23 protein-coding genes are annotated in these 26,438 nt (G+C 67.3%); 15 read left to right on the top strand and 8 right to left on the bottom strand.

The genetic code is table 11. The features are described from left to right. The first annotated feature begins 148 nt into the window (after nucleotides 1–148). The 6 genes from antB to HZI36_RS20425 all read left to right on the top strand — a co-directional run bounded on the left by antB (nucleotide 149) and on the right by HZI36_RS20425 (nucleotide 7,452). The gene (gene antB, locus HZI36_RS20450) at nucleotides 149–646 is read left to right on the top strand and encodes an anthranilate 1,2-dioxygenase small subunit (RefSeq protein WP_179404477.1); all 498 of its coding nucleotides are present in this window, start codon (nucleotides 149–151) and stop codon (nucleotides 644–646) included. 16 nt (nucleotides 647–662) lie between these two features. Then, a complete protein-coding gene (gene antC, locus HZI36_RS20445; protein ID WP_179404476.1) occupies nucleotides 663–1,703 on the top strand; it encodes an anthranilate 1,2-dioxygenase electron transfer component AntC in 1,041 nt (346 codons plus the stop codon). 108 nt (nucleotides 1,704–1,811) lie between these two features. Continuing rightward, a complete protein-coding gene (locus tag HZI36_RS20440) occupies nucleotides 1,812–2,810 on the top strand; it encodes an AraC family transcriptional regulator (RefSeq protein WP_179404475.1) in 999 nt (332 codons plus the stop codon). Nucleotides 2,811–2,962: 152 nt separating this feature from the next. Beyond that, entirely contained in the window at nucleotides 2,963–3,751 is a 789-nt protein-coding gene (locus HZI36_RS20435; protein ID WP_179404474.1) for an alpha/beta fold hydrolase, read from the top strand. A gap of 246 nt (nucleotides 3,752–3,997) precedes the next feature. Further along, the gene (locus tag HZI36_RS20430; RefSeq protein ID WP_179404473.1) at nucleotides 3,998–4,414 is read left to right on the top strand and encodes a nuclear transport factor 2 family protein; all 417 of its coding nucleotides are present in this window, start codon (nucleotides 3,998–4,000) and stop codon (nucleotides 4,412–4,414) included. 209 nt (nucleotides 4,415–4,623) lie between these two features. Continuing rightward, a complete protein-coding gene (locus HZI36_RS20425) occupies nucleotides 4,624–7,452 on the top strand; it encodes an ATP-binding protein (protein WP_179404472.1) in 2,829 nt (942 codons plus the stop codon). A 6-nt stretch (nucleotides 7,453–7,458) separates the two neighbouring features. On the opposite strand, the gene HZI36_RS20420 is transcribed toward HZI36_RS20425, so the two are convergent. Next, nucleotides 7,459–8,166 (bottom strand): LuxR C-terminal-related transcriptional regulator, encoded by a 708-nt coding sequence (locus tag HZI36_RS20420; RefSeq protein WP_179404471.1) that lies wholly within the window; start codon nucleotides 8,164–8,166, stop codon nucleotides 7,459–7,461. Nucleotides 8,167–8,350: 184 nt separating this feature from the next. Between HZI36_RS20420 and HZI36_RS20415 the strand changes: the two genes are divergently transcribed. Then, entirely contained in the window at nucleotides 8,351–9,022 is a 672-nt protein-coding gene (locus HZI36_RS20415) for a MarC family protein (protein ID WP_179404470.1), read from the top strand. 31 nt (nucleotides 9,023–9,053) lie between these two features. Here the strand turns inward: HZI36_RS20415 and HZI36_RS20410 are convergent, their stop codons facing one another. Further along, nucleotides 9,054–9,710 carry a VC0807 family protein gene (locus HZI36_RS20410; protein WP_179404469.1) on the bottom strand — a complete coding sequence of 219 codons (657 nt, stop codon included), beginning with the start codon at nucleotides 9,708–9,710 and terminating at the stop codon, nucleotides 9,054–9,056. Between the two features lie 171 nt (nucleotides 9,711–9,881). Between HZI36_RS20410 and pdxR the strand changes: the two genes are divergently transcribed. Beyond that, on the top strand, nucleotides 9,882–11,336 hold the full coding sequence (gene pdxR / locus HZI36_RS20405) for a MocR-like pyridoxine biosynthesis transcription factor PdxR (RefSeq protein ID WP_179404468.1): 1,455 nt from the start codon (nucleotides 9,882–9,884) through the stop codon (nucleotides 11,334–11,336). Nucleotides 11,337–11,346: 10 nt separating this feature from the next. Here the strand turns inward: pdxR and HZI36_RS20400 are convergent, their stop codons facing one another. After that, complete coding sequence (locus tag HZI36_RS20400; RefSeq protein WP_179404467.1) at nucleotides 11,347–12,018, bottom strand: pyridoxamine 5'-phosphate oxidase family protein; 672 nt, start codon at nucleotides 12,016–12,018, stop codon at nucleotides 11,347–11,349. A gap of 229 nt (nucleotides 12,019–12,247) precedes the next feature. Here HZI36_RS20400 and HZI36_RS20395 point away from each other — a divergent pair, with 229 nt between their 5' ends. After that, nucleotides 12,248–14,284 (top strand): hypothetical protein, encoded by a 2,037-nt coding sequence (locus tag HZI36_RS20395; RefSeq protein WP_179404466.1) that lies wholly within the window; start codon nucleotides 12,248–12,250, stop codon nucleotides 14,282–14,284. 103 nt (nucleotides 14,285–14,387) lie between these two features. On the opposite strand, the gene HZI36_RS20390 is transcribed toward HZI36_RS20395, so the two are convergent. From HZI36_RS20390 to cobA, 3 genes are all read right to left on the bottom strand, one after another. Then, a complete protein-coding gene (locus HZI36_RS20390) occupies nucleotides 14,388–15,086 on the bottom strand; it encodes a fumarylacetoacetate hydrolase family protein (RefSeq protein ID WP_179404465.1) in 699 nt (232 codons plus the stop codon). A gap of 199 nt (nucleotides 15,087–15,285) precedes the next feature. Next, the gene (locus HZI36_RS20385) at nucleotides 15,286–15,885 is read right to left on the bottom strand and encodes a uracil-DNA glycosylase family protein (protein ID WP_179404464.1); all 600 of its coding nucleotides are present in this window, start codon (nucleotides 15,883–15,885) and stop codon (nucleotides 15,286–15,288) included. Nucleotides 15,886–16,130: 245 nt separating this feature from the next. After that, nucleotides 16,131–16,931 carry a uroporphyrinogen-III C-methyltransferase gene (gene cobA / locus HZI36_RS20380; protein WP_179404463.1) on the bottom strand — a complete coding sequence of 267 codons (801 nt, stop codon included), beginning with the start codon at nucleotides 16,929–16,931 and terminating at the stop codon, nucleotides 16,131–16,133. Nucleotides 16,932–17,442: 511 nt separating this feature from the next. Here cobA and HZI36_RS20375 point away from each other — a divergent pair. After that, nucleotides 17,443–18,768, top strand: a complete 1,326-nt coding sequence (locus HZI36_RS20375; RefSeq protein WP_179404462.1) for an MFS transporter — start codon at nucleotides 17,443–17,445, stop codon at nucleotides 18,766–18,768. A gap of 24 nt (nucleotides 18,769–18,792) precedes the next feature. On the opposite strand, the gene HZI36_RS20370 is transcribed toward HZI36_RS20375, so the two are convergent. Then, nucleotides 18,793–19,716, bottom strand: coding sequence for a LysR family transcriptional regulator (locus HZI36_RS20370; protein ID WP_179404461.1), 924 nt, complete (start codon nucleotides 19,714–19,716; stop codon nucleotides 18,793–18,795). Nucleotides 19,717–19,879: 163 nt separating this feature from the next. Between HZI36_RS20370 and HZI36_RS20365 the strand changes: the two genes are divergently transcribed. From HZI36_RS20365 to HZI36_RS27255, 4 genes are all read left to right on the top strand, one after another. After that, a complete protein-coding gene (locus HZI36_RS20365) occupies nucleotides 19,880–20,806 on the top strand; it encodes a TauD/TfdA dioxygenase family protein (protein ID WP_179404460.1) in 927 nt (308 codons plus the stop codon). An 85-nt stretch (nucleotides 20,807–20,891) separates the two neighbouring features. Next, on the top strand, nucleotides 20,892–22,196 hold the full coding sequence (locus HZI36_RS20360) for an MFS transporter (protein WP_179404459.1): 1,305 nt from the start codon (nucleotides 20,892–20,894) through the stop codon (nucleotides 22,194–22,196). 151 nt (nucleotides 22,197–22,347) lie between these two features. Next, nucleotides 22,348–23,199 (top strand): alpha/beta fold hydrolase, encoded by an 852-nt coding sequence (locus tag HZI36_RS20355; RefSeq protein WP_179404458.1) that lies wholly within the window; start codon nucleotides 22,348–22,350, stop codon nucleotides 23,197–23,199. An 83-nt stretch (nucleotides 23,200–23,282) separates the two neighbouring features. Continuing rightward, nucleotides 23,283–23,414 carry a hypothetical protein gene (locus tag HZI36_RS27255; RefSeq protein WP_281376597.1) on the top strand — a complete coding sequence of 44 codons (132 nt, stop codon included), beginning with the start codon at nucleotides 23,283–23,285 and terminating at the stop codon, nucleotides 23,412–23,414. Between the two features lie 30 nt (nucleotides 23,415–23,444). Here HZI36_RS27255 and HZI36_RS20350 read toward each other — a convergent pair whose 3' ends face one another. Beyond that, on the bottom strand, nucleotides 23,445–24,497 hold the full coding sequence (locus tag HZI36_RS20350) for an alcohol dehydrogenase (protein WP_179404487.1): 1,053 nt from the start codon (nucleotides 24,495–24,497) through the stop codon (nucleotides 23,445–23,447). A gap of 177 nt (nucleotides 24,498–24,674) precedes the next feature. Here HZI36_RS20350 and HZI36_RS20345 point away from each other — a divergent pair, with 177 nt between their 5' ends. Beyond that, nucleotides 24,675–26,393, top strand: a complete 1,719-nt coding sequence (locus HZI36_RS20345; protein WP_179404457.1) for a SulP family inorganic anion transporter — start codon at nucleotides 24,675–24,677, stop codon at nucleotides 26,391–26,393. The last annotated feature ends 45 nt before the right edge of the window (nucleotides 26,394–26,438 follow it).

Here is a 26,438-nt window from a genome sequence, read left to right as displayed (position 1 = left end):
GAGAATGAGGTGCGAGTCAGCGGATTTCATACGGGCCCGCAGCGGCACGACCGCCTGCAACAAGGCCGGATATAGAGCTGCAGCCCATCCTGTCTGTCGGAACACACGAAAACTGTTGCAAACGGGACGCGTTCATATAGCTTGAATCATGACCGTCACGCATACGCTGCAACAGGCAGTCGAGCAGTTTCTGTATCGCAAGGCCGAGCTTTGCGACGCGCAGAGCTGGGACGAGTATCTCGACCTGTTCGACGAGCATAGCGAATTTCACGTGCCCCAGTGGGATTCCGAGCACGTGTACACGACCGACCCGAAACGCGGCATGTCGCTCATCTACTACGCGAACCGCACGGGCCTCGAAGATCGCGTGTTTCGTCTGCGCACGGGCAAGTCGGCGGCATCGACGCCGCTGCCGCGCACGCTGCACCAGATCACCAACGTGCGCATCACGGAGCGCGAGCTCGGCGAGCTGGAAGTGAAGGCCAACTGGGCCACGTTCTACGCGCGGCACGGCATCGGCGAACACTTCTTCGGACACGCCACGTACCAGCTGCGCCCCGTTGGCGACACCTGGAAGATCGCGCGCAAGCACGTGCTGCTGCTGAACGACAAGATCAACGCGGTGCTGGATTTCTACCACCTGTAAGCGGGAGTGCCACGACATGAGCCACAAGGTCGCGTTCAGTTTTGCCGACGGCAAAACCGTGTTCTTCGATGTTCGCTCGAACGAGCTTCTACTCGATGCCGCGCTGCGCAATGGCGTGAACATCCCGCTCGATTGCCGCGAGGGCGTGTGCGGAACCTGCCAGGGGCGCTGCGAATCGGGCAGTTATACGCAGGACTACGTCGACGAGGAAACGCTTTCCGCGGACGATCTCGCCGCGCGCCGGATCCTGTCCTGCCAGACGCGCGTGCAATCCGATGCGTCGTTTTACTTCGACTACGATTCGAGCCTGTGCAGCGCGGGCGGCACCGCGTTGCTCTCCGGGGAGGTCACGGCGGTCACGCAGGTTTCCGAAACGACGGCGATCCTGCATCTGGACGCGAGCGCTCATCCGGGACGCCTCGATTTTCTGCCTGGGCAGTATGCCCGCCTGAAGGTGCCGGGCGCGGGGGTGTGGCGTTCGTATTCGTTCGCCAACCGGCCCGACGACAGGAACCAGCTGCAGTTCCTGATTCGGCTGCTGCCGGACGGCGCGATGAGCAACTATGTGCGGGAGCGCTGCCAGCCGGGGCAGACGATCGAGTTCGAGGCGCCGCTCGGCACGTTCTATCTGCGGGAGGTGGAACGGCCGCTGGTGATGGTCGCGGGCGGGACGGGCCTGTCCGCGTTCCTCGGCATGCTCGACGACCTCGCGCACAAGGGCGGGTGCGGCCAGAAGGTGCATCTCTACTACGGCGTGACGAACGCGCGCGATCTGTGCGAGATCGATCGTTTGAAGTCCTATGAAGCGCGCATCGCCAATTTCGCGAGCGACATCGTCGTGATGAATCCCTCCGACGCGTGGCAAGGCAAGACGGGGCTCATCCCCGAACATTTCGACCACGCGATGCTCGAAGCGAGCCCGTTCGACATGTATGTGTGCGGACCGCCTCCGATGGTCGAGGCCATCAAGACCTGGCTCGCGAGCGAGCGCCTGGACGACCATCGGCTCTACTACGAGAAATTTGGGGACAGCAATAGCGCGCACCCGGCTTCATGAGGTTGCGGCGCGGCGTGCATCGGGGGGGCATCGGGGGCGTTTCAGTATTTTGTCCCCGCGCGGCGATGGTTTACTATCGAGTCACGGTCCATCTCTCAGTGGCACGCCATGCAAACCCCCGCCGTCAACGATAGTCGCGGTATTGACGCGCTGCGTCACGACCTCGAAGGCGCGCGCGACTGGATGTCGTCGATTTGCGGACCGCATGGGCTGCAGGTACGCAGCCCGCGCGAGCTGCAATTCCATCATTCGGGAACGGTGATGCGCTCCATGGCGAGCACGCTGGGGTACGTCGAGTACGGCACCGACGTCACCATCTCCGTGCACAATGACACGCCGCTCAACTGCTATAGCGTCAGCCTGCCGCTCAGCGGGCAGCAGGAACTCGCTGCGCGCGGGCGCCTGTGGCTGTCGGATCGGGACAGAGGCCTGGTTCTGTCGCCACATGAGACGCAGGATCTCGTGATCGCGGGCAATTGCCGCAAGATCATCGTGGCCATTCCTCGTCCGGCACTGCGCCAGGTGCTCGAGGGGCTGCTGCAACGCCCGCTCGATGCCGCGCTGACGTTCGAGCCGCAAATGAATGCCGCCGACGGCGATCAGGCCGCCTGGTGGCGCATGGTCAAATTCCTGCTGGCCGAAATGGGCGCGGCCGGCCCATTGCTCAATCATCAGCAAATGGCGGTGGATCTCGAGCAGGTGCTCATCAAGGGCCTGCTGCTCTCTCAGCCACACAACTACTCGCAAGCGCTTGCCGAGGCGATGCGTCCCGCGTGCCCGCACTATCTGTTGCGTGCGAAACAGTTCATCCATGACAACGCCAGCGAAAACATTGCGCTTGAGGACATCGAGCGGGCGGCGGGCGTGTCGCGCTACAAGCTGTTCGATGGCTTCCGCGAGCACTTCGGGCTTGCCCCCATGGCCTATCTGAAGTGGCACCGGCTCGAAGCGGTGCGGCGCGAAATGCTCACGGATTGCTCGGAGCGCAACGTGTCTTCCATCGCGATGAACTGGGGCTTTTCGCATCTCGGCCGCTTTTCCAACGACTACAAGCAACTCTTCGGCGAGACACCGTCGCAAACGCTCAAGCGTGTGACGGGGCGGTAGATTGCCCGATTTGCCTCTCCCAAAGGAGGTAGGCAATCCGGGTGATGGATGCGAGTCGCTTTCCGACCACACTGGCAATGTGCCGTTCCCCTCGGTATGCCGTGCTTCCCGAGGGCAGCGCACGCCCATCACACTTGCCAATGAGGTATCACATGCAAGCCTATCCTTTCTCGTCGCTGCGCACCCTGATTCGTGCCCTGGCCTTCAGCTCGCTGGCTCTCGGAGTGGTCGAGCCTGCGCCTGCATTTGCCGCCGAGCCCATCAAAAACGTGGTGCTGGTCCACGGCGGATTCGTCGACGGTGGAGGCTGGGAGGCGGTGTACAACCTCCTGAAAGCGCAGGGCTACCACGTCAGCATCGTGCAAAATCCGACGACCACCCTCGCCGCCGACGTCGCCGCGACGAAAGCCGTGGTGGACGCGCAGGACGGCCCGGTGGTTCTCGTCGGTCATTCGTATGGGGGCGTGGTCATTACGGAGGCAGGCAATGATCCCAAAGTCTCGCGCCTCGTCTACATCGCGGCGTTTGCTCCGGACAAGGGCGAGTCCGTCCAGAAGCTCATCGCCAACCCGCCGGCCGGTGCCCCGGTTCCGCCCATCCTGCCGCCCGTCAACGGTTTCCTGATGCTGGACAAGGCGAAGTTTGCCGAGGCGTTTGCAGGCGATGTGAAGCCCGAACGCGCCGCTTTCCTGGCGAACGCCCAGGTGCCGTGGGGCGTGGCGGCGTTGGGCGGTGAAGTGACCGAGCCCGCCTGGCGCTCGAAGCCGAGCTGGTATCTGGTGACCACGCATGACAGGATGATTCCGCCGGATGCGCAGCGCGCAATGGCCAAGCGTGCCGAAGCGACGGTTGTGGAGACGCCGGGCAGCCACGCTGTCTATGAGTCCCATCCGGCGGCCGTCGCGGCGTTGATCGAGGAGGCCGCCCGATCGAAGAACTAGGCATACCGCGCACGTCGCAATGTGTCGCAATGCGTCGCAATGCGTCGCAATACGTGGCAATGCGTGGCAATACGTGGCAATACGCCTTCGGGCCTCGCCGAAGGCGTATCGAAGGCTCCGAGCGCTACGTTCGCCCAGGCGCCCGACCGCCGATTCACGGGCCGGTGCTAACAAGGTCTAACAACCGGCCGCCCCGGTTTTGGTAGTCTTGCGGATGGAATGCACTGTGTGGCAGTGGGGTGAATCATGGTCGAACGGAATCCGCGTACGGCAACCTGGCGAGACATCGCCGGGAATGTTGGCGCTTCCTTTGTGGATGCCGTCAACGCCTGCGACGCCGACCGGTTGATTGATCTCTTTGTTCAGGATGCCTACCTGAATGACCAGTTGCGCGACTTTTGGGGCAAAGACGCGATTTCGCGGTGGATACGCGACGAGATCGTCGGCGAGCGGTTTTGCATGAACGTCATCGACGCGCGATCGCACTTTGGCGATCTCATCCTCAGGGCGGAAGTGGGCGGCGATTTTGAAAAGACGGGATTGCCGTCGCCGCTGATACTAAGCTTTATCTTTTCTTTCTTCGACGACAAGATCGCGCGTCTGCTCATCCTGCTGAACCGTCCGGACGAAGCCGAGCCGGAAATCAGGATCGGCGCCGAGTGACCCCGCACAACCGCCGTCGTGCGGTTGGATCTTTTGCGCAAAAATCCCGATAACCCGCTCGCGCCCATAGCGGTGAACGTGTCATCCCCATCATCAACATTTGCTAGGCATAGGGCCGTTAGTTGGCTAAATTGTCGGCACGCGTCGACCGGATGGAGCGGGTCACCTGATCCGAGGGGATGGCACTTGGGGCTAAAGGGGATGCTGCGATGCAGCAAACAACAACGCACAGCACCACGTGGCGAGCGTCGTTTGGCCCGTTCACGCTGTCACCGTCGGAGCGCCTGCTGGAACGGGACGGGTTGCCCGTCCGGCTCGGCGGGCGGGCACTCGACCTGCTGATCGCGCTGGTCGATTCGGCCGGAGAAATCGTCAGCAAAAAGGATTTGATTGCGCGTGTCTGGCCTGACGTGATCGTCGAAGAGGGCAGCCTGCGCTTTCACATCGTCGCCGTGCGCAAGGCGCTTGGAGAAGGGGACGCGGGCGGGCGATATATCGTCAACACCGCCAACAAGGGCTATACGTTCGTCGCCGTGGTCGAGCGCCATGAACTGGACGCGCCGCTGCATGCGCCCTCGGTGCGCACGGCAAGGGCGCTGCCGGCTCCCGCGTCTTCGGTAATCGGGCGCGACGAGGACGTTCAGTCGGTCCTCGCGAACATGCTGCAGCGGCGGCTCGTCTCCATCGTTGGGCCGGGCGGTATCGGCAAAACGACGGTTGCCATTGCTTCAACGCATTCGGCCGTCCGGCAATTCGACGGCGACGTGCATTTCATCGACCTGTCCGCGATCACGGACGCGGCGCTCGTGCGTTCGTCGGTGGCAAACGCGGTCGGGCTCCAGAACAGGCTTGACGACCCATCCGCGCTGGCGACCCATCTGGGCGAGCGCCACGCGCTGATCGTGCTGGATTGTTGCGAGCACGTGATCGCGGTGGTCGCGGAGCTTGCCGAGGTGCTGGTTCAGCGCTGTTCGAGGGCCCATATTCTCTGCACCAGTCGCGAGCCGCTGCGCGCGGAAGGGGAGTTCGTCTATCGGCTGCAGCCGTTGGCGTATCCGCCGAAAGGCGACGGAACGACCGCCGAAGCGGCGCTGGCTTACCCGGCGGTCAGGCTGTTCGTGGATCGCGCAACGGCCAGTTGCGCAGGCTTTGAACTGACCGACAGCGACGCTCCGTTGGCGTCCCAGCTTTGCCGCGAGCTGGACGGTATCGCGCTGGCCATCGAACTGGCGGCTGGCCGTATCGAGGCGCTCGGCCTGAAGGCAATCACATCGCACTTCGATGCCAGCGTAAGGCTGATGTGGCACGGACGGCGCACGGTCGTTCCACGCCACCAGACATTGCGCGCGACACTCGACTGGAGCTTCAATCTGCTGTCCGACGACGAGAAGCGCCTGATGGGCAGGCTTTCCGTATTCGCCGGCAGCTTTACCCTTGACGCAGCCATCGACGCCTGCTGCTTCGATTACGACCCATCCGTCGCTATCGAACTGATTGCGTGCCTGGTGTCGAAGTCCCTGGTCACGGTCGATGCCGGGCAAGCGACGCTTCGCTATGGCATGTCGGATACGACCCAGGCCTACTGCTCGAAGAAGCTGTCCGATTCCGGGGAAATGGTCGCTGTCATGCGGGGCTTTTCCCGGTATTTCGCGGACTGGGTACAGCAATATGCGGCCGACATCCTCGACAAGGACGCACTCGAGGTCGTGAAGCTCGAGCTCGCCAACCTGCGAACCGCCCTCGAATGGCTGTTCGCCGACGGCGGGGAGGGGGCCGAAGCATGCCGGCTTGCGGCTTCGCTGTGTCCGTTGCTATTGCAGTTGTCGAACGTCACCGAATGCTCTCGCTGGGCGGAAGCCGCACTGGCGCAAATGCCTGAGGAGCTTGTCGGGTCGCGCGTTGAAATGCGGATACAAGGCGCACTCGGCCAGTCGCTGATGTTCTCGAGAGGGGGGAGTGACGCGGAAACGGCGTATTGCCGGAGCATCGAGGTGGCGGGGCTGCTGGGCGATTTCCGCAGTACGCTTCACCTGCTCAACGGCTACACGGTCCTGCTGCATCGGGATGGCCGCTACAGCGAGGCGCTCGCGACGGCTCGCAAGACGCAATCGCTGTTGTTCGAACTGAAGGACTCGGAGTCGCAAGCCATTGTCGACTCGCTCCTCGGGGTGGCGCTGCACCTCGTGGGCGAGGTCCATGAGGCCATGCAGCATTGGGAGCAATGTTTTGCCAGGAGCTTCGGTGCATCGTCCAGCACGACCTCGAAGCTCGGATTCGACTTCCATAATCGCGCAATGTGTGGCCTGGCCCGCAGTCTGTGGCTCACGGGACGGTATTCGGAGGCGCTTGCCGTTGCCGACGGGACCATTGCCGATGCGCGCGAATCGGGTCACGCGGTCACCCATTGTATCGCGCTCATCTGGGCAGGGTCGGTGTACGTCTGGGCGAGAGATGTCGAGCGGATGCAAAGCGTTGTCGACGCGCTCGAGCGTGTGGCGACGCACCATTCGCTGACACCGTATCTCAGCGTAGCAAGCGTATTGCGCGGTCAACTGCTGATCACGAGCGGTCGTCCAGCCGAAGGCGTCGAACTCATTCGGTCCGCCGTTGACGTGCTTCACCGCTGTCAGTACGAAATGATCACGAGTGTCTCTTTGGCCATGCTGGCCATCGGACTGTCCGACATGTCGCTGCATGCCGCCGCGCTCGCGATGTGCGACGAGGTCGAGGCGCTCATCCGCACCAGTGGCGATTTCCTTCGCATGCCGGAACTGCTGTTCGCTCGCGGGTACTGCCAGGCCGCCGCCGGTCAGCGGGATCAATCCGAACAGAGCTACCTGGCTGCCGTGGAACTAGCCGGGTCACAAGGGGTGCGGTCGGGACAGGTCAGGGCGGCCGTCGCGCTGGCTCGGCAGTGGATCGGCACGGGGCGCGAAAAGGATGCGCATCAATTGCTGCGTCCGCTCGTCGAAGACGCCGGCGACGAGACTTCCGTTGACCTTTCTCTTGCCCGGCGCGTGCTCGGGGAAGCCGCCTGAGTCGTTTCATGGGATGAGGGACGGCTGGGACGACAACGCGCGGCGCTGCCGGTTCGTCGGGCTTGGGGATTCGACTCGCCGCGATGATGCGGGCGGCATGTCCATGAAGCCCCGTTCAGTTGCGATCCGCGCTGCCTCGGTTCGGCAACTGGCATCGAGCTTGGACATGATCGACTTGACGTGTGCTTTCACGGTGCCGACCGCGATCTCGAGCTCGCGCGCGATCGACTTGTTGCACAGCCCCGTCGTCAGGAGCCGAAGCACCTCGTCCTCACGGCTCGTCAGCACGTCGCGCCGGGAGAACTGTGCCATCTGCCGCCTGATTTGCGGGCACAGGTATCGGCCGCCGCTCGACAGCGTCCGCACGCCTGCGACGAGATCGCGGACCGGGGAGCTGGTCAGCACGAGACCTCGAATGCCTTGTTCCTCGGCGCAACGGACCATATGCTCGCGCGCGTGAGGGGAGATCGCGAGGATGGCGGCGAACTCGAGTCGCGGGCCGAGACGCTGGCGTTGGCGATCCAGCGCAAGTGCCGCTGCAGTGGCGGTATCCGCGACCAACACGTCGATGTTTCGCCCGTTGCTGAAGGGCTCCGCGTCGACGATCTGTATGTCCGGCTCGGCCGCGAGGCTCGTGCGAACGCCGACTGCCAGAAGGGGCTCTGCGATGCGGACGAGCACCGCGACTCGCTGCCCGGTTTCGCGCTCACTCATTTCACTCTCCTTGGCGTTGGCGGGTGACTTTGTTGTGCCTCTATCTTTGCTGGGGAACACGGGGGAGTCGAGTTATGCGTTGTTGGTACTTGCAAGATTCGTGTCAGTGCCCTTGAGCGTTTGCATTGTTCTACAATGCGTGACCGACCCCGGCCGTCCACGTATTGCCCCTTTTTCGCTCCCGATGATCGTCGACCGCCTCATCTCCGAAATCCTGTTCGGCTTCACCGGCCTGATCGGGATCATCAATCCGTTCGGCATCGCGTTCCTGTTCCTCGAGCGCACCGAATCGCTGACCGAGCACGAGCGCGGCGTGCTGTCGAAGAAGGTCGCGTTCAACGCGTTCGTCGTGCTGCTCGTCGCGTTCTTCGCGGGCACGCCGGTGCTGCATTTCTTCGGGATCTCGATTCAGGCGCTGCGGATCGGCGGCGGGCTCGCGGTCGCGGTCGCCGGCTGGCAGATGCTGAACGAGCCCGACGTGCCGGGCGGCGGCGACACGCCGGTCAAGCAGATCGACGCGGCGACCGTGATGACGCGCGGGTTCTTCCCGCTGACCGTGCCGCTGACGGTCGGCCCCGGCTCGATCGCGACCGCGATCGCGCTCAATGCGAACCGCACGCACAAGCTGTCGGAATTCGTGTTCTCGAGCCTCGTGTCGGTGGTCGTGTCGGTGCTCGTCGCGATCGTGATCTGGCTGACCTACAGCCGCGCCGCGTTCTTCGCGCGGCATCTCGGCACCGACGGGACGAAGGTCGCGATGCGCGTGTCCGCGTTTCTGCTGCTCTGCGTCGGCGTGCAGATCATGCTGACCGGCTTCTCCGAGTTCCTGCAGCCGATCGCCGATCAGATCAAGTGAACGCCGCCGGCCCAGCGACGGACGGGCCCCATCAGTGGCCGGCGGTTTCGCCGAGGCCGTCGCCGGGCGGCGGCGCGGTCCGGCTGCGCGCGCGCAGCCGCCCCCGATACCAGAACGTCCAGCCCATCAGCCCGCCGTAGATCGTGTAGCTGACGATCGGCGACACGACGAGCACGCGCTCGACGCTCCAGTGCCACACCATCCAGCAGCGTAGCAGCATCTCCGACGTGAGGCCGCCGCCCCACGCGAGCGTCATCACGCGCAGGCTCCGGCGCAGTTCCGCGCGCTCGTCCCATGCGGCCTCGAATCGCGCACTGCCCTGTGCTTCTTCGCGCGCGATGGTCGCGCGCGCCAGATAGAAGATCAGCGGCCGCGAAAACGCGAGCGACACGAGGAACATCGCGCCGATCGCGCCGGATACGAGCGATTCGCGCATCAGCAGCATGCGCGGGCCGCCGCCGAGCGCCATCGCGACGATCGACAGCGCGATCCCGAGCAGCACGAGCAGGCTCAGCGCATCGGCGCGGCGCCTGCGGGCGAATTCGACGATGGACCAGGCGAGCGGCGGGATCGCCGACGCGTACAGCGCGCCGGCATCGCCGTAATGCGGCCGCGCCAAGCGGTAGGCGAGCCACGGCAGCAGCAGGTTGACCGCGATTTCGACGATCAGGCCGGTTCTGGGTTTCACGGAAGGGCTCCCGGCGCGCAAGCGGCCGATGTGTTGACGACGAGTATATCGAAGCGGGTCACGCGATGCCGGCCGCGGTGGCGATAAAAGGGCACAATGCTGGTCGGGGCGGGCCGGAAGCCTGCTGCAACATCACACTCGCACCAAACTCGCATCGAACTCGTACTCGTCATGGATCTCGACCTGCTGGTGGCGGCGTTCGCCGCGCAGAAACGCACGGCCGGCTACAGCCAGCAGGACGGGCTGTACCGATGCATCCGCGATGCGCTGCTCGACGGCAAGATGCCGCCGGGCACGCGGCTGCCTTCGACGCGCACGCTCGCGCAAGAGCTCGGCATTGCGCGAAATTCGGTCGTGTACGCGTACGAGCGGCTGGCCGACGAAGGCTTCGTCGCGACGACGCGCGCCGGCACCGTGACCGTCTGGGGCGGCCGCGCGCATGCGCGCGACGACGGCGCGGGCGATGGGCCGGCCGTCCGGCTCGCCGATCGCGTCGCGGGACTCGAGAACCCGCATGCCGAGCCCGAGCGGATGGCGCCGTTCGTGCCGGGCCTGCCGTCGCTCGACGATTTTCCGCTCGCGCAATGGCGTCGCTCGATCGAGCGCGCGTGGCGGAGCATCGGCCCCGCGCAGCTCGCATACGGGCCGCCCGAAGGGATGCCGGAACTGCGCCGCGCCGTTGCCGCGTACATCCGCGTGTCGCGCGGCGTGCGCTGCGAGACCGCGCAGGTGTTCATCACCGACGGCACGCAGAGCAGCCTCGAACTGTGCGCGCGCATGCTCGCGAATCCCGGCGAGAACGGCTGGCTCGAGAATCCGTGCTACTCGGGCGCGCGCACCGCGTTCCGGTCGACGGGCTTGCGCATCGTGCCGGTCGAGGTCGACGGGGACGGGATGGCGCCGACCGACGCGCAGTGGCGCGACAGCCCGCCGAGACTCATCTACGTGACGCCGTCGCATCAGTACCCGCTCGGCTCGCTGATGAGCCTGCGGCGGCGCAGCGAGCTGCTCGACCGGGCGCGCGCGCACGATGCATGGATCATCGAGGACGACTACGACAGCGAATTCCGCCGTGGCGGCCAGCCGCTGCCCGCGATTCAGGGGCTGAGCGCGGACGCGCGGGTCTGCTATCTGGGCACGTTCAGCAAAACGATGTTTCCGGGGCTGCGGCTCGGCTTCATGGTGATTCCGCCGATGCTGGTCGACCGGTTCGGCAATACGCTGCGCGAGCTCGTGCATCGCGGCCATTCGGCCGAGCAGCTCGCGATGGCGGATTTCATCGAGTCCGGGCTGTTCGCGCGGCATCTGAGAAAGATGCGCACGCTGTATGCGCACCGGCGCGACTGTCTCGACGCGATGCTCGCGCGCCATCTCGGCGGCAGCCTGACCGTTCGCGCGAATCCCGGCGGGATGCATCTGTCGGCCGAGCTCACGGTGCCGCTTTCCGATGCGGACGTCGCGCGTTACGCGCTCGCGCAGCGGTTAAGGCTGCATCCGCTGAGCGGCTACCGGGTCGGCGACGGCCGCGCGTACAACGGCTTCGTGCTCGGCTACGCGGGACTGCGCGAGCCGGTGATCGAGCACGCGGCCGCGCAGTTCGGCCGGCTCGTCGAGCAGTTGTCGTGATGCGTGCGCATCATGCGTCGACCGGCTGCGCGTCGTGCCGCCACTGCCGGACGTAGTCGGGCGTGCCCGACGGCGCCGCCGCGACGACCGGCTCGAGTCGCGCGACGCCGATCGGCAGCACGCCGGCCCACACCGGCAACGCGAGGTCTTCGTCGTCGTCGACCGGTCCGCCGGTGCGGATCTTCGTCGCCGCCTCGTCGAGCGCGATTCGCATCACCGTCGTCGCGGCCAGCTCTTTCGCGCTGCCGGGTCGCGCTTCGCGGCTGCGCCCCGGCGCGATCCGCTCGACGAGCGCGTCGAGCGAAGCCGCCTTGTGCGCGTCGGCGACGACTTCGAAGCGGCCGTATATGACCGCCGACCGGTAGTTCATCGAGTGGTGGAACGCGGAGCGCGCAAGGACGAGGCCGTCGAGATGCGTGATGGTCACGCAGATCTGCGCGCCCGTCGCCGCGAGCTTCAGCATGCGGCTGCCGTTCGAGCCGTGGATGTACAGATGATCGCCTTCGCGCCAGCACGCGGTCGGGATGCAGTGCACGCCGTGCTCGTCGCCGAACGCGACGTGGCAGACATAGGCGTCGTCGAGGATCGCGTGCAGCGTCGCGCGATCGTAATGCGCGCGGTGTGCGATGCGGCGCACGCGCGCGCGGTCGGTCGGGGGGGTATTGGCGTGGTTCGTGGTCATGGCGGGACTTTTTTCATTGTCGAATGGCGGACCGCTCCACGATAAAAAAATCGTGGCGCCATGAGTAGACCCAGCGCCGCGGTATTTTTTGGAACCACGCGCGGCCGCGCGCGTCGTCCGCCGCTATCGACGATGCCTGAGCGCGTCGACGGGCAGCACGCACGCGGCACGGTCGGCCGGCGCGTCACCGAATCCTGCTAAGCTAGCCGATTCCCAGACGGAGAAGGCGATGACGCTCAGCGCCGATACAACGACGACGCCCCTGACGGGTTCCCGGCTCGACGATCTGATGGATCGGCTTGAAGCCGACCTCGAAGCAAGCGCTTCGAGTCGCACGAGCGATCTGGCCGAGCGGTTGCGAGCACAACCATTGCGCGCCGATTCGCTCGATGCGATCGATCGGCTGCATACGCTGTGGATGCGTGCAGGCGACCCGGCCGCCGCGCGTGCGACGATCGATGTCGACGGCGCGAGCGTGCTCGACGCGGCGCCGCCTGCCGCGCACGCCGACATCCGAATGCATCTTGCGCTGTACCGGTTGCAGATCGCCCATCATCTGCGCGAAGCCGATGCGATCCGGCATGCGATCGCGGCGATGCGCGACATCGTCGATACGTCGCCGGGGCTCGACGCCGAGCGCTACCTTTGGCTCCATCTGCTCGACACGCTGGAGCGCGATTGCCCCGATCACGCGCTCGATACGATCGAGCTGCGGCACGCATTGCATCGCGCGATTCCGGCACGGGCCGCGCGGCGCGCGGCGGACGACGCCGATCACGCATGCCGGCGCGCGTCGGCGTTGCGGCGCGTCGGCTGCGACGACGACGCGCGGGAGGCGGCCGACGCGGCGGCCGTCGCGCTGCTGACGGCCGGCGACGATCAGGACGTCGACGAATACGACTGGCTGCACGTCGGCGATGCGGTGATGGACATCGCGCCGCATCGGCTGGTGACGATCCGGCAGTCGGTCGAGCCGAGAATCGCCGACTGGCCATTGGCGCCGCGCCGCGAAGCGCAGGTGCGGCTTGCGCGGCTCGACGCGCGCGCCGCGTACGCGCTCGGCTACCTGCACAGCGCGCTCGCGCAGTGCGAATTCGCGCGCCACAGCCTGGATTCGGCTGGCGCGGACGACTTCATCGAATACGAGCTGCCGTGGCTGATCGAAGCCGGATGCTTCGACGACGCGGGCCGGCGCGCGTTCTTCCACCTGTATCAGCGCGAAAGCGACCTGGATGATCGCGTCGCGCGCACGATCCACGCGCAACTCGCGGAGCCGTCCGACACGTCGGTCTGGTGGCCGCTCTGCGCGATGCGCGCGTGCAGCGACGAGATGACGTTCGACCGGTTCGTCGCATGCGGCGCCGCGGACCGCCAGGCGCTCGCGGCGCGCTCGCCGATGCACGCGGAGATCTTCGCGGCGCTCGACGCGTTCGAAGGCGATGCGCTGATGTTCGCGGTGTCCGACGCCGCGCGTGCGGTCGCCGAGCGTCGCGCGCCGGATCATCCGTGGACCCGGCGGCTCGCCGCGGCGTTCGACGAGCGCGTGGGCCGCATCGATGCGGCGACCGCGGCGCAGCGGCTGATCGAGGCCGTGCGGGACGGGGAGATCGGCGACCACCGGAGCGCGAACGCGCTGTTCGATGCACGCATGAAGGCGCTCGGCGTCGAGGCCGTGCTGAAACTGCCGCCGATGCCGCTGTCGAGCGGCATGGCGTGTTATCGGTTCGCGTGCGGGATCGAAGACAGGGCCGCCGAAGCGATCGCGCGGTTGCCCGATGCCGAGGAGCGCGAAGCGCGCGCGGACCTCACGAGGCTGCGGCAGATCGTGTACGAGCAGGGCCGTACGCAGATGGAGCATTTCTTCGAGACGGGAGAGGGCCATCCGCACGACGCGTGCGTCCATCTGTACTCGATGCTCTGCCACGACCTCGCGATCATCTATCGCGAGCAGGCGCGCTATCAGGACGCGATCGATCTGCACGAGCGCGGGATCGCCGCGAGCCCGTTCGCCGGGCATTACGACGGTCTGCTGCGCGTACGGATTTGCATGAACGACGACGAAGGCACGGTCGCAGCGGCCGAGCGGCTTTGGCATTTCTCGGACGAATACGTCGGCGAGCATGGTGCGCCGTGGTACGTCGAGGATCTGGTTCGCGCGCTGTCGCGTCTCGAACGCGGCCACGAGTTGCCGATCTGGCTCGAGCGCGTCGCGGCGCGTGACGAGCCGTCTTCGTCCGCCGCCGCCGCGCCGGCGCAACAACGCTGACGGACATTCCGGCGATGAGCGTGCCGGCCGGACCGGCCGGCTGGCTACGCGCCGGTCACGTGGCCACCGCGCCGAGCTGGCTCGCGCGGCCGGTGGGCAATCGTCACGGTTTCGCGCCGATCTCGAACGCGAACTCGGCGATGCCGTCGACGCCGCCCGTCACGCGATCGCCCGGCTGCAGCGCGCCGACGCCGGCCGGCGTGCCGGTGAAGATCAGGTCGCCGGCCTTCAGCTCGACCGCGCGCGACACGTAGGCGATCACGTCGGGCACCGGCCAGATCATGTCGGCGACGTCGCCCTGCTGGCGCATTTCGCCGTTGACCGCGAGCCAGATCCGCGCGTGCGCCGGATGGCCGGTCGCGGTGGCCGGGCGCAGCGGCGTGATCGGCCCGGACGCGTCGAATCCCTTCGCCCAGTCCCACGGACGGCCCGCCTTCTTCGCTTCGGCCTGCAGGTCGCGGCGGGTCAGGTCGACGCCGACGGCATAGCCCCACACGTGCGACAGCGCCTCGGCCGGCTCGATCGACCGGCCGCCGTGGCCGATCGCGATCACGAGCTCGATCTCATGATGCAGATCGGACGTCAGCGGCGGATACGGCACGACGCCGCGCGCGGGTACGACCGCGTCGGCGGGCTTCGAGAAGAAGAACGGCGGCTCGCGGTTCGGCTCGCCGCCCATTTCACGCGCATGCTCCGCGTAGTTGCGGCCGACGCAGAACACGCGCCGCACCGGAAAGCGCGCGGACGACTGGTCGACTTCGACGGATGGACGCTCGCAAGCGTCGATGACGTATTCGGACATCGGTAGGGCCTCGCTGGGATGAAGACGGAACGCGGTGCGCGCCGCCACGGCGCGAGCATGTCCGGCACGATAACCGATGCGTGCCGCACCGCATGCGACGCGATTGTTTTTTCAGGACGAATCGCGCCGATGGTACAGCGGATGCGGCGGGCGTGCGCGCGGAAACGACCGTGCGCGCTGGTCGCCCTGGCCGGTCGCCTTAGTCCACAAGACTGCGCGCAACGCGCCGCTTCAGCTCCGGCAGCACGTCGGTCTCGAACCACGGATGATGCTTGAACCACGCCTGATTGCGCGGCGACGGATGCGGCAGCGGCAGCACCGCCGGCCCGTAGTCGGCCCATGCGTGAACGGTCTCGGTCAGCGACGCCTTGCGCGCGTCCCGCAGAAAATGCCGCTGCGCGTACTGGCCGATCAGCAGTGTCAGCCGGATCGCGGGCAGCTCGGCGAGCAGCCGGTCGAGCCACAGCCGCGCGCATTCGGGGCGCGGCGGGTTGTCGCCGCTCGGTCCGCGTCCCGGGTAGCAGAAGCCCATCGGCACGATCGCGAAGCGCGTTTCGTCGTAGAACGTGTCCGCGTCGACGCCGAGCCATTCGCGCAGCCGCTTGCCGCTCGCGTCGTCCCACGGAATGCCGCTCGCGTGGACGCGCGCGCCGGGCGCCTGTCCGACGATCAGGATTCGCGCGTCTCGGTGCGCGCGCACGATCGGCCGCGGGCCGAGCGGCAGCTCGGCCTCGCACGCGCGGCAGGCGCGGATGTCGGTGAGCAGCGCGTCGAGCGTCGCGCGCGGGCGTTTCTGCATCGGAATCGGGGGCGGCGGTTGCAGGGCCGCGCCGGCCCGCGCGCGCAACAGGTCATCGCGTGACAGGCGCGCCGGCTTCGGCGACGGCCGCATCATACAACGCCGTTCGCGCGATCGTCGCGGAGGCGGTCGAGGTCGACGCAGTCATGGCGCGCGGGAACGGGGCAGCGGTGCGGCCGCCCCAAGCAGGCTGGCCGTCCCCTCGACGGGCAGCGAACGCAATGTGCGAGCGCGGCCGTTTCATTTCACGCGGCCCGCGAGATCGGCGGCATCGCGCGCGCGGCAGGCATGCCGTTCGCGCTTGCCGCGCCGGCCGCCGGCCCGGCAAGCGCGGCGGCCTCGCCGATCGCCGCGCCGACGAGAATCACGGCCGGGCTGCCGAGGCCCGCATCGGCGACGCCTTGCGCGAGCCGCGCGAGCGTGCCGGTCCAGCGGCGCTCGTCCGGCGTGCCGGCCCACTGCACGGCGGCAACGGGCGTCGACACGGGCAGCGCGGCCAGCAGGCCGGCGGCGATCCGCTCGATCCGGCTCATCCCCATATAGATCGCGAGCGTCGTGCCGGTCGCGGCGAGCCGCGCCCAGTCGGGCTCGCCGTGATCCTGCAGATGCGCGGTCACGAACGTCACGCCCTGGCAGTGGTCGCGATGCGTGAGCGATACGCCAAGGCTCGCGGCCGCCGCGAAGCCAGACGAGATGCCGTTCACGATCTCGACCGGGATCGCCGCGTCGCGCAGCGTCTTCAGTTCCTCGCCTGCACGGCCGAACAGCAGCGCCTCGCCGCCCTTCACGCGCACGACGTGCGCGCCGCGCAGCGCATAGCGGCACATCAGCCGCTCGATGAATGCCTGCGGCGTCGAGCGGCAGCCGCCGCGCTTGCCGACGCGGATCACGCGCGCATGCGGCGGCGCGAGCGTCACGATGTCGGGATTGACGAGGTCGTCGAGCAGCACGATGTCGGCGGCCGCGAGCGCCTTCGCCGCCTTCAGCGTGAGCAGATCGAGATCGCCGGGGCCGGCGCCGAGCAGGGTGACCTTGCCAGTCGTCATGATGGACTCCAAATAGTGTCATCCGGGAATAAGCAATATCCGGGCCAGCATCGCAGGCGAGCGCCGATGCGGCGTGCGTGCGCGCGTCGATCACGCAGACGGCCGCCTCGGGGCGACTCGCCAGCCGCAGTCAGCCGCAGTCAGCCGAACGCGCGTATGCGCGTATGCGCAATGCCGCACGATCGCCCTTCGTTCACCACGAACGTGCATCGCACGGCCGCACGCGGACAGTGCTGCATCGCACCACGAATGTGCGCCGCTGCATCGCCGCGTGTCGCGAAAACCGTGCGCGATACGGCGGCAAACGGCGCCGAACGGCGACCGATTCGCCGCAAACCCGCAGCCAACCTACGGCCAAACCGTCACGCGGCGGGAAGTCGCTCGACATGGCACGGCGTTTGCGTAGTCACGCCCGGGTTCGTCATCGGCGATGGGCCCTGTGTATCGAAATCGAATACCGAGCAACCCGGCAACGGGCTTCTTCATCGGCGTCTTCTTCTGGTGGATCGACATGTCCGACAAAGCTACCCGCATCGAGCTCTTCAGTCTGCGCACTGCGCCGATGCGCGCGTTCCATCTGACCTGGATGGCGTTCTTCGTGTGTTTCTTCGCCTGGTTCGCGTGCGCGCCGCTGATGCCGCTGATTGCGCACGAATTCCATCTGAGTGCCGCGCAGGTCGCGAACGTGAACATCGCGGCGGTTGCGGCGACGATCGCCGTGCGGCTCGTCGTCGGACCGCTGTGCGACCGCTTCGGTCCGCGCCGCGTTTATGCAGGTCTGCTGACGATCGGCGCGCTGCCGGTGATCGCGGTCGCGTTCAGCCACGACTATCTGACGTTCCTGATCTGCCGCCTCGGCATCGGCGCGGTCGGCGCGAGCTTCGTGATCACGCAATATCACACGTCGGTGATGTTCGCGCCGAACGTCGTCGGCACCGCGAACGCGACGACGGCCGGCTGGGGCAACGCGGGCGCCGGCGCCGCGCAGGCGCTGATGCCGCTGCTGGCCGCCGCCGCGCTGATGATCGGCTTCGGCGATGCGTCCGCGTGGCGCGCGGCGCTGATCGTGCCGGGCATCGCGATGCTCTTGATGGCGCTCGTCTACTGGCGCTTCACGCAGGACTGCCCGCAGGGCGATTTCGCCGAGCTGCGCAAGCGCGGGATCACGATCGACAGCGGCAAGAAGGGCGGCTGGGCGAGCTTTGCGGCCGCATGCGCGAACTATCGAGTATGGATGCTGTTCGTCACGTACGGCGCGTGCTTCGGTGTCGAGGTGTTCATCCACAACATCGCCGCGCTCTATTACGTCGATCACTTCCATCTGTCGCTGAAGGACGCGGGCCTCGCCGCCGGCCTGTTCGGGCTGCTCGCGCTGTTCGCGCGCGGGCTCGGCGGCTGGCTGTCGGACAAGGTCGCCACGCGCCGCAGCCTCGACGTGCGCGCGTCGCTGCTGTGCGCGCTGATGGTCGGCGAAGGACTCGGGCTGATCGGCTTCTCGCATGCGGGCAGCGTCGGTGTCGCGATTCCCGCGATGCTGACGTTCGGCCTCTTCACGCACATGGCATGCGGCGCGACGTATGCACTCGTGCCGTTCATTGACCGCAAGGCGCTCGGCGGCGTCGCGGGGATCGTCGGCGCGGGCGGCAACGCGGGCGCGGTCGCGGCGGGCTTCCTGCTGAAGAGCGTCGGCGACGTGCAGCACACGCTGAGCTTGCTCGGGCTCGTCGTCACCGCGTGCGCGCTCTGCGCGATGGCGGTGCGTTTCAGCGCGGAACACAACGCGCGCGAAGCGGCACTGCGCGAAAGCGCGCTCGCGGCAAGCGGCGTCGCACATTGATTCAGCAGGATCGGCAACAGGCGTTTATTCAGCCCCGGACGGCGCGCGATCGAGCGTGCGCGCGAAGCGCTCGATCGCCGCGATCACGAGCTGCGCCATCGGCGACGGCGTCCGGTTGCGCAGGCTGACGATCCCCATGTTGGTCTGCATCGACGCCGCGTCCGTCACGGTCAGCGGCACGAGCCGGCCCGCGTCGAGTTCGGCGCGCACGAGCGCATTCGTCGCCGACAGCACGGTGTCCGTCGCCAGCGCGACTGCCTTCAGGATCTCGAGGTTGTCGCATTCGAGCGCGAGCGTCGGCGTCTGCCCGGCCGGCAGGCCGAGCATCGCGGCGAGCCGCGCCTTCATCGGGTCGGGCGACTTCACCGACGCGACGCCGAAGCGCCACGCGTCGGCGACCGTGCAGGGGCGCGAGGCCAGCGGATGCCCGGCGCGCACGTAGAACAGCACGCGATGCTCGCCCTGCAGCCGGATCTCGAGCGTGCCATCGTCTGGCAGCTCGGTGGTGTCCGCGAGAAAGAACTCGATCTCCTCCTTCCTCAGCCGTTCGAGCAACTGCTTCCAGTTGCTCTCGATCACGCGCAGCGCGATCGACGGATGCTCGCGCCGCAGTTCCGACAGCACGCTCGGCAGCAGCGTGACGGCCGGGAACGGGCCGACGCCGAATGCGGTGTCGCCGAGCTGCGCGTTCCGGTAGAACTCGATGTCGCGCTGCACACAGCGTGCGTCGAACAGCAGCCGGCGCGCCTTCTCGATCACGAACTCGCCGGCCGGCGTTGGCCGGATGTTCGCGGCGCCGCGCTCGAACAGGCGGATGCCGAGCTCGTCCTCGATCGCCTGGATGCTGCGGCTGAACGCCGGCTGGCTCAGATGCACGCGCTCGGCGGCCCGTGCGAAATGGCATTCGTCGGCAAGCGCGACGACGTGTCCGAGGCGGCGCAGATCCATGGGTGGGCGTTGCGTCCAGCGCATTGAGATGATGTTCATTATGCATTAGACGAATCACGGTCTCAACACTACAGTGCTTCCACGACAGCCGCACCGGCAGACGGATCGCGGCCCTGGACCTTCACGGCGGGCGTCGACCCGCCGGCCCACCCGGAGACACTCGATGCACGCGACCGCTTCCCTCCTCGAACCGACGCAGCCGACGCAGGCCTTGTCCGCTCGCCTGGCCGATGCCGAAAACTGGCCGTTCGACGTCGTCCGCTCGACGCCGACGATCGGTGCGGAAATCGGCGGCATCGACCTGCGCCGTCCGCTCGACGACGCGCTGTACGGCGCGCTGCGCCGCGCGCTGCTGAAATTCAAGGTGCTGTTCTTCCGCGATCAGGACATCACGGCCGAGCAACACATCGCGATGGCGCGGCGCTTCGGCGAGCTGGAGGTACATCCGCGCTTCCCGCATCACCCGGATCATCCGGAGCTGGTGCTGCTCGGCGGCGACAGCACGAAGCCCGGCACCGAGAATCTGTATCACTCGGACGTGTCGTGGCGCGCGATTCCGTCGATGGCGTCGATGCTGCGCTGCGTGAGCTGCCCGGAAGTCGGCGGCGACACGATCTGGGTGAACATGGCCGCCGCGTACGAGAACCTGCCCGGCGACGTGAAGGCGCGAATCGCGAACCTGAAGGGCGTGCACGATCTGCTGCCGCTGTTCGGCCAGGGGCTCTCGCCGGAGCGTCACGCGCAGTTGCGCAACGAATTCCCGCCGATGACGCATCCGGTCGTCCGCACGCATCCGGAAACCGGCGAAAAGATCCTTTACGTGAACGAGGCGTTCACGACGCATCTCGCGAACTACGTGAGCGAATTTCCGTACCGGATCGGCTCCGACTTCCGGCTCGGCGAGATGGATCTGCTGCAGTACCTGTACCGGCAGGCGGCGGCGCCCGAGTATCAGGTGCGGCTCAAATGGCAGCCGAACACGATCGCGTTCTGGGACAACCGCTCGACCCAGCATTACGCGGTGCAGGACTATTTCCCGGCGGTGCGCCGGATGAACCGCGCGACGATCATCGGCGATCGGCCTTTCTGAGCGCCCCCGGACCCGCGGCTTCGCGTCAGGCCTCTCGAGGGGGCATCCGTCAACGAGACTACCGCGGGGCGGAAATGGAGAACGCATGAGTACGAGCTATCAGTCCGGAAAGGCCTGGCGAATGACGCTGCTCCTCGGCCTCTACATGATCATCAACTTTTCCGACAAGGTCGCGGTCGGCATGCTCGCGGTGCCGATGATGACGGAGCTGAAGCTGTCGCCGGCGATGTTCGGCCTGCTCGGCAGCAGCTACTTCTGGCTGTTCGCGGTTGCGGGCGTCGTCGGCGGCTTCGTCACGAACCGCGTCGCGACGACCGGGATGCTGCTCGCGATGGCCGTCGCATGGGCGGTGCTGCAGATCCCGATGGCGCTGTCGTCGAGCCTCGTCGTGCTCGTCGCGGCGCGCGTGCTGCTCGGCGTCGCGGAAGGGCCCGCGTGGCCGATCGCGGTCCATGCGCTGCACAAGTGGTTCCCCGACGCGAAGCGCGATCTGCCGGTCGCGTGCATCGCGCAGGGCGCGTCGTTCGGCTTGCTCGCGGCCGGCGTCGCGCTGCCGCTGATCACGCTGCGCTGGGGATGGCGCGCGAACTTCTACGTGCTTGCGGCGCTCGGCATCGCATGGTCGCTGCTGTGGCTCGCGTTCGGCCGCGAAGGGCAGGAAGCCGGCGCCGGCCAGGCGGTTCGCGTCGCGACGGTGCGCGTGCGGTACGGCAGGCTGCTGCGCGAGCCGACCGTCGCCGCCTGCATCGCGATGCGGTTCGCGATGTACTGGGCGCTCGCGCTCGTGCTCACGTGGATGCCCGCGTACATCCAGCGCGGGCTCGGCTTCGACGGCGTTACGTCCGGACGCCTGCTGGCGGTCAACATCGGCTTCAACGTGCTGCTGAGCGTCGCAGGAATCGTCGTCGTGCGCCGGATGCTCGCGCGCGGCGCGTCGTCGCGCAACGCGCGGGGCCGGTTTTCCGCGGTCGCGATGGTGCTGGCCGGCGCGGCGCTCGTGTGCCTGTACCTGAGCGCGTACGGACCCGTGTGGCGGGTGCTGACGATCGGGTTCGCGCTCGGTGTCGCGCAGGTGATCTACGCGGCGGGCCCGGCGATTCTCGCGGAAGTCGTGCCGCCGTCGCAGCGCAGCGCGATTCTCGCGATCGACAGCTCGATCTCGTCGGTCGGCGGGATTCTGGCGCCGCTGCTGATGGGGTTGATCGTCACGCGCATGCCGGGCCCGGCCGGCTACGAGGCGGGGTTCGCGCTGAGCGGCGTGCTGATGCTCGGCGCGGCGGCGTTCGGGTTCGTCGCGATCGATCCGGACAAGGCCGCGCGGAACGTACGGCAAGGCGCGGAGGCGGTCGATGCTCAGGCCGCGCCCGCGCGGTCGTCGCTCGCGGGCTGATCGGCTGAAAGGGGCGGGCGAGGGGGCGGGCAAGGGCGGCACGCATCGCTATCAGAAAATCTGATCGATACGATGAGAATTATGCGTTTTTCTTGCGGGGTGCGATCGGGCATAGTGGCTGCATGACGACGAACTCGTGGTGGTCCCTGCGATGAACATGCGAATTGAGCCCTCGATCCTGGCTAGCGCCGAGCTGAACTTTGCGACGGTCGGATCGGGTATTTGCGTCCCTTACGCCGAGCGTGGCGACGGCGAGCCGGTCGTGTTCGTGCACGGCTCGCTGTGCGACTACCGGTACTGGGATGCCCAGCTCGCGCCGCTGTCCGCGCAGTTCCGCTGCATCGCGCCGAGCCTTAGCCATTACTGGCCGGCGGTCGAGGCGGGGATCCAGGACGACTTCAGCTGGCAGAACCACGTCGACGAGCTGGCCGAGTTCATCGAATCGCTCGATCTCGGCCCGGTTCACCTGGTCGGCCATTCGCGCGGCGGCGCGGTCGCCTTCAACATCGCGCGCGAGCATCCGGATCTCGTGAAGACGCTGACGCTCGCCGATCCGGGCGGCCCGCTGCAGAAGGATCTGGCGCGCGAGGCATCGCTGCCGGCCGCGACGATCGCGCTGCGCGAGCGCGTCGCGCGGATGATCGGCGACGGCGAGATCGACGCGGGGCTCGAGCTGTTCGTCGATTCGGTCAGCATCGCGGGCGCGTGGAAGAAGAGCGGCGTCGGCTTCCGCCGGATGGCGATCGACAACGCGAGCACACTGCCGAAGCAGTTCCGCGATCCGCTGCCCGCGTATTCGCGCGAGAAGGCCGCGCAGATCCAGTGCCCGACGCTGCTGATCGACGGGCAGCGCAGCCCGCGGATGTATCGCGACAACGTCGACAGTCTCGAAGCCTGGATCGGCCGCGCGCAGCGCACGACCGTCGAAGGGGCGTCGCACGGGATGAACGTCGCGCGTCCGGCGGCGTTCAACCGGTTGATTCAGTCGTTCGCCGGCGCATGACACTGGCCGGACGGTGAGGTTGCAGAACGGCGCAGGAAGTCTATAATACGGGTTTCCACCTAGTGGTTTACCCGGTATTTATCATGAAAGCTGCAGCTAACACCCTCCCGACTTCCAGCCAATGGTTCTTCCACCTGCGCCAGATGATGTCCCGGGCCTGGGAAGCGCACGTGCGCAACTGCGAGCTGATCGCCGAAGCGCATCGCCGTATGTGATGATCGCCGCGATCAACGTCGCGCCGCAAGCTACGGAATCAGCACCGTCCGCCCGATCACCTTGCCTTGCGCGAGCGCCTGCAACGCGTCGTTGATCTCGCCGAGCGGGCGGCTCGATACCGGCGCGGGCCGGATCTTGCCGTCGCGCATCAACGCGACGAGCTCGCGCAACTCGGGCAGCGTGCCGACGTAGCTGCCTTCGATCTTCAGCGGCTTCATCGGGATGACCGGCAGCGAAAGCGTGATGTCGCCGCCCATCAGGCCGACGATGACGATGTGCCCGCCGCGCGCGCACGAGTCGAGCGCGAGCCTCACGGTCGGCGTCGCGCCGACGAGGTCGAGCACCGCGCGCGCGCCGCCGCCGGTCGCCTGAAGGATCTGCTTCGCGGCATCCGGCGCGCGGGCGTCGATCACGGCGAGCGCGCCCGCCTGCAGCGCGGCGTCGCGCTTCGCGGCGTCGACGTCGACGACGATCGCTCCTCGGGCGCCGAGCGCCTTCAGCACCTCGATCGCCATCATCCCAAGCCCGCCCGCACCAATCACGACGACGGGCGCCTCGTGAATGCGGTCGCCGAATTTCCTGATTGCCGAGTAGGTCGTGACGCCCGCGCACGCGAGCGGCGCGGCCTTCACCGGGTCGAGTCCGCCGAGTTCCACCAGATAGCGCGGGTGCGGCACGATCACGTAGTCCGCGAAGCCGCCGTCGCGCATCACGCCGAGCGATTGCGGCTTCAGGCAGATGTTCTCCTCGCCGTGCCGGCAGGCCGCGCACTCACCGCAGCCGATCCACGGATGCACGACGAAGTCGACGTCGGTCGGCACCGGGCCGGCGTCGGGGCCCGACGCGACGACGGTGCCGCAGATCTCATGGCTCGGCGTCAGCGGCAGCTTGATGCCCCGGTCGGCCAGCACCAGTTTCTTGCCGCCGCCCAGGTCGTAGTAGCCTTCCCATATGTGCAGATCGGAGTGGCAAAGCCCCGCCGCCTTCACGCGCACCAGCACTTCGGTGCCCTGCGGCTGCGGGATGTCCCTTTCCATCAGTTCGAGCGGCTGGCCATGATGGGTCACGCAATAACAACGCATCTGCATCGGTGTCTCCAGTTGAATCATCTGCCACGGGTGACGGTCCCAACTCTCGTGCATCATAGCGGACGGCCGTCGATTTGAGAACGATCGTTCTAAAAATGGAAAAATTCGCGTCACGCTCCCCGTGCGCGGACCAGGCCGATCACGCCGACCATACGAAAAACGATATCGAGCATGCAACATACGAACGAAAGCCCGTCGTCGGGGCTGCACCTGCTGAAAGGCATTCTTCCGATCGGCCGCGCCGCCGCGCTGCGCGACACGCTTGCCGGCATCTCGCTTGCGTCGATGGACATCCCGCAAGTCCTCGGCTATGCGCGCATCGCCGGCATGCCCGCGGTGACGGGCCTGTACACGGTGTTTCTGCCGCTCGTCGCGTTCGCGTGCTTCGGCGCGTCGCGGCATCTCGTCGTCGCGGCCGATTCGGCGACCGCGACGATCTTCGCGAGCCGGGTCGCGTCGATGGCGCCGGCCGGTAGCGCCGAATACGTGACGCTCGCGAGCATGCTCGCACTGATGACCGCCGCGCTGCTGCTGCTCGCGCGCGTCTTCAAGCTCGGGTTTCTCGCCGATTTCCTGTCGCGCACGGTGCTGGTCGGCTTTCTCGCGGGCGTCGGCGTGCAGGTGTCGATCGCGATGCTCGGCGACATGCTCGGGATGGCCGTGCCGGTGCCGTCGTCGCGCAGCGTCGGGCAGTTGGCCTACGTCGTCGGGCATCTCGCGCGCGCGAACCTGCCGACGGTCGCGCTGACGGCGCTCGTCGTCGGCGCGATCCTCGGCTTCAAGCGCGTGATGCCGCGCGTGCCGGTGCCGCTCGTCGCGGTCGTCGGCAGCATCGCCGCGAGCAAGGTGTTCGATTTCGCCGCACACGGAATCGCGCTGCTCGGCCCGGTGCAGGGCGGGCTGCCGCCGCTGCGCTTTCCGTCGGTCACGTGGCAGCAGTTTCTCGATCTGGTGCCGGCCGCCGCGTCGTGCTTCGTGATGATCATCGCGCAGAGCGCGGCCGCCGCGCGCGTGTTCGCGCAGCAGTATCACGAGGACGTCGACACCAACGCGGACATCCTCGGCCTCGCCGCCGCGAACGCGGCCGCCGCGTTCAGCGGCGCGTTCGTCGTCAACGGCAGCCCGACGCAGACCGCGATGGCCGCCGGCGCCGGCACGCGCAGCCAGGTCGGGCAGCTCGCGTTCGCGGCGGTCGTCGTCGTCGTGCTGCTGTTCCTGAGCCGTGATCTGCAATATCTGCCGCACTGCGTGCTCGCCGGCATCGTGTTCACGATCGCGCTCGGGCTCGTCAACGTGCCGAGCCTGAACGCGATCCGCACGGAAAGCCCCGGCGAATTCAGGCTCGCGCTGATCACGGCCGCGGCGGTCGTGCTCGTCGGCGTCGAGCACGGGATCCTGCTCGCGATCGCGCTGTCGCTGCTGCGGCACGTGCGGCACAGCTATCAGCCGCACACGATGGTGCTCGAGCCGGACGCCGCGACCGGCCGCTGGCTGCCGGTGCCCGCGAAGCCCGGCGTGGTCACCGCGCCGGGCCTGATCGTCTATCGGTTCGGCTCGGACCTGTTCTTCGCGAACGATCAGGTTTTCGCGTCGGAAGTCGCCGAGCTGATCGACGCGGCGCCGGGCGAACTGCGCTGGTTCGTCGTCGACGCGGGCGCGATCACCGATCTCGACTATTCGGCCGCGCGCACGCTGACCGATCTGATCCAGGCGATGCGCGCGCGCGACGTCGACGTGATCTTCGGGCGCGTGAACCGCTATCTGCGCGCGGACATGGACCGGCACGGGATCACGCCGGTCGTCGGCGCGTCGAACGTGTTCGGCACGCTGCACGAGGCGCTTGCGGCCACGGGCGTCGATTCGGCCGCGCACGAGAACGGGATCGAGTAACGCGTTTCGGCGGTGGCGATCAGCGGGGCGCGGCACGCATGACGC

Origin of the sequence: Burkholderia guangdongensis (assembly GCF_013403875.1) — a bacterium.
Classification (GTDB): domain Bacteria; phylum Pseudomonadota; class Gammaproteobacteria; order Burkholderiales; family Burkholderiaceae; genus Burkholderia; species Burkholderia guangdongensis.
Note: the sequence above shows the minus strand (reverse complement) of the source record. Positions and strands in the feature narration are given on the sequence as shown.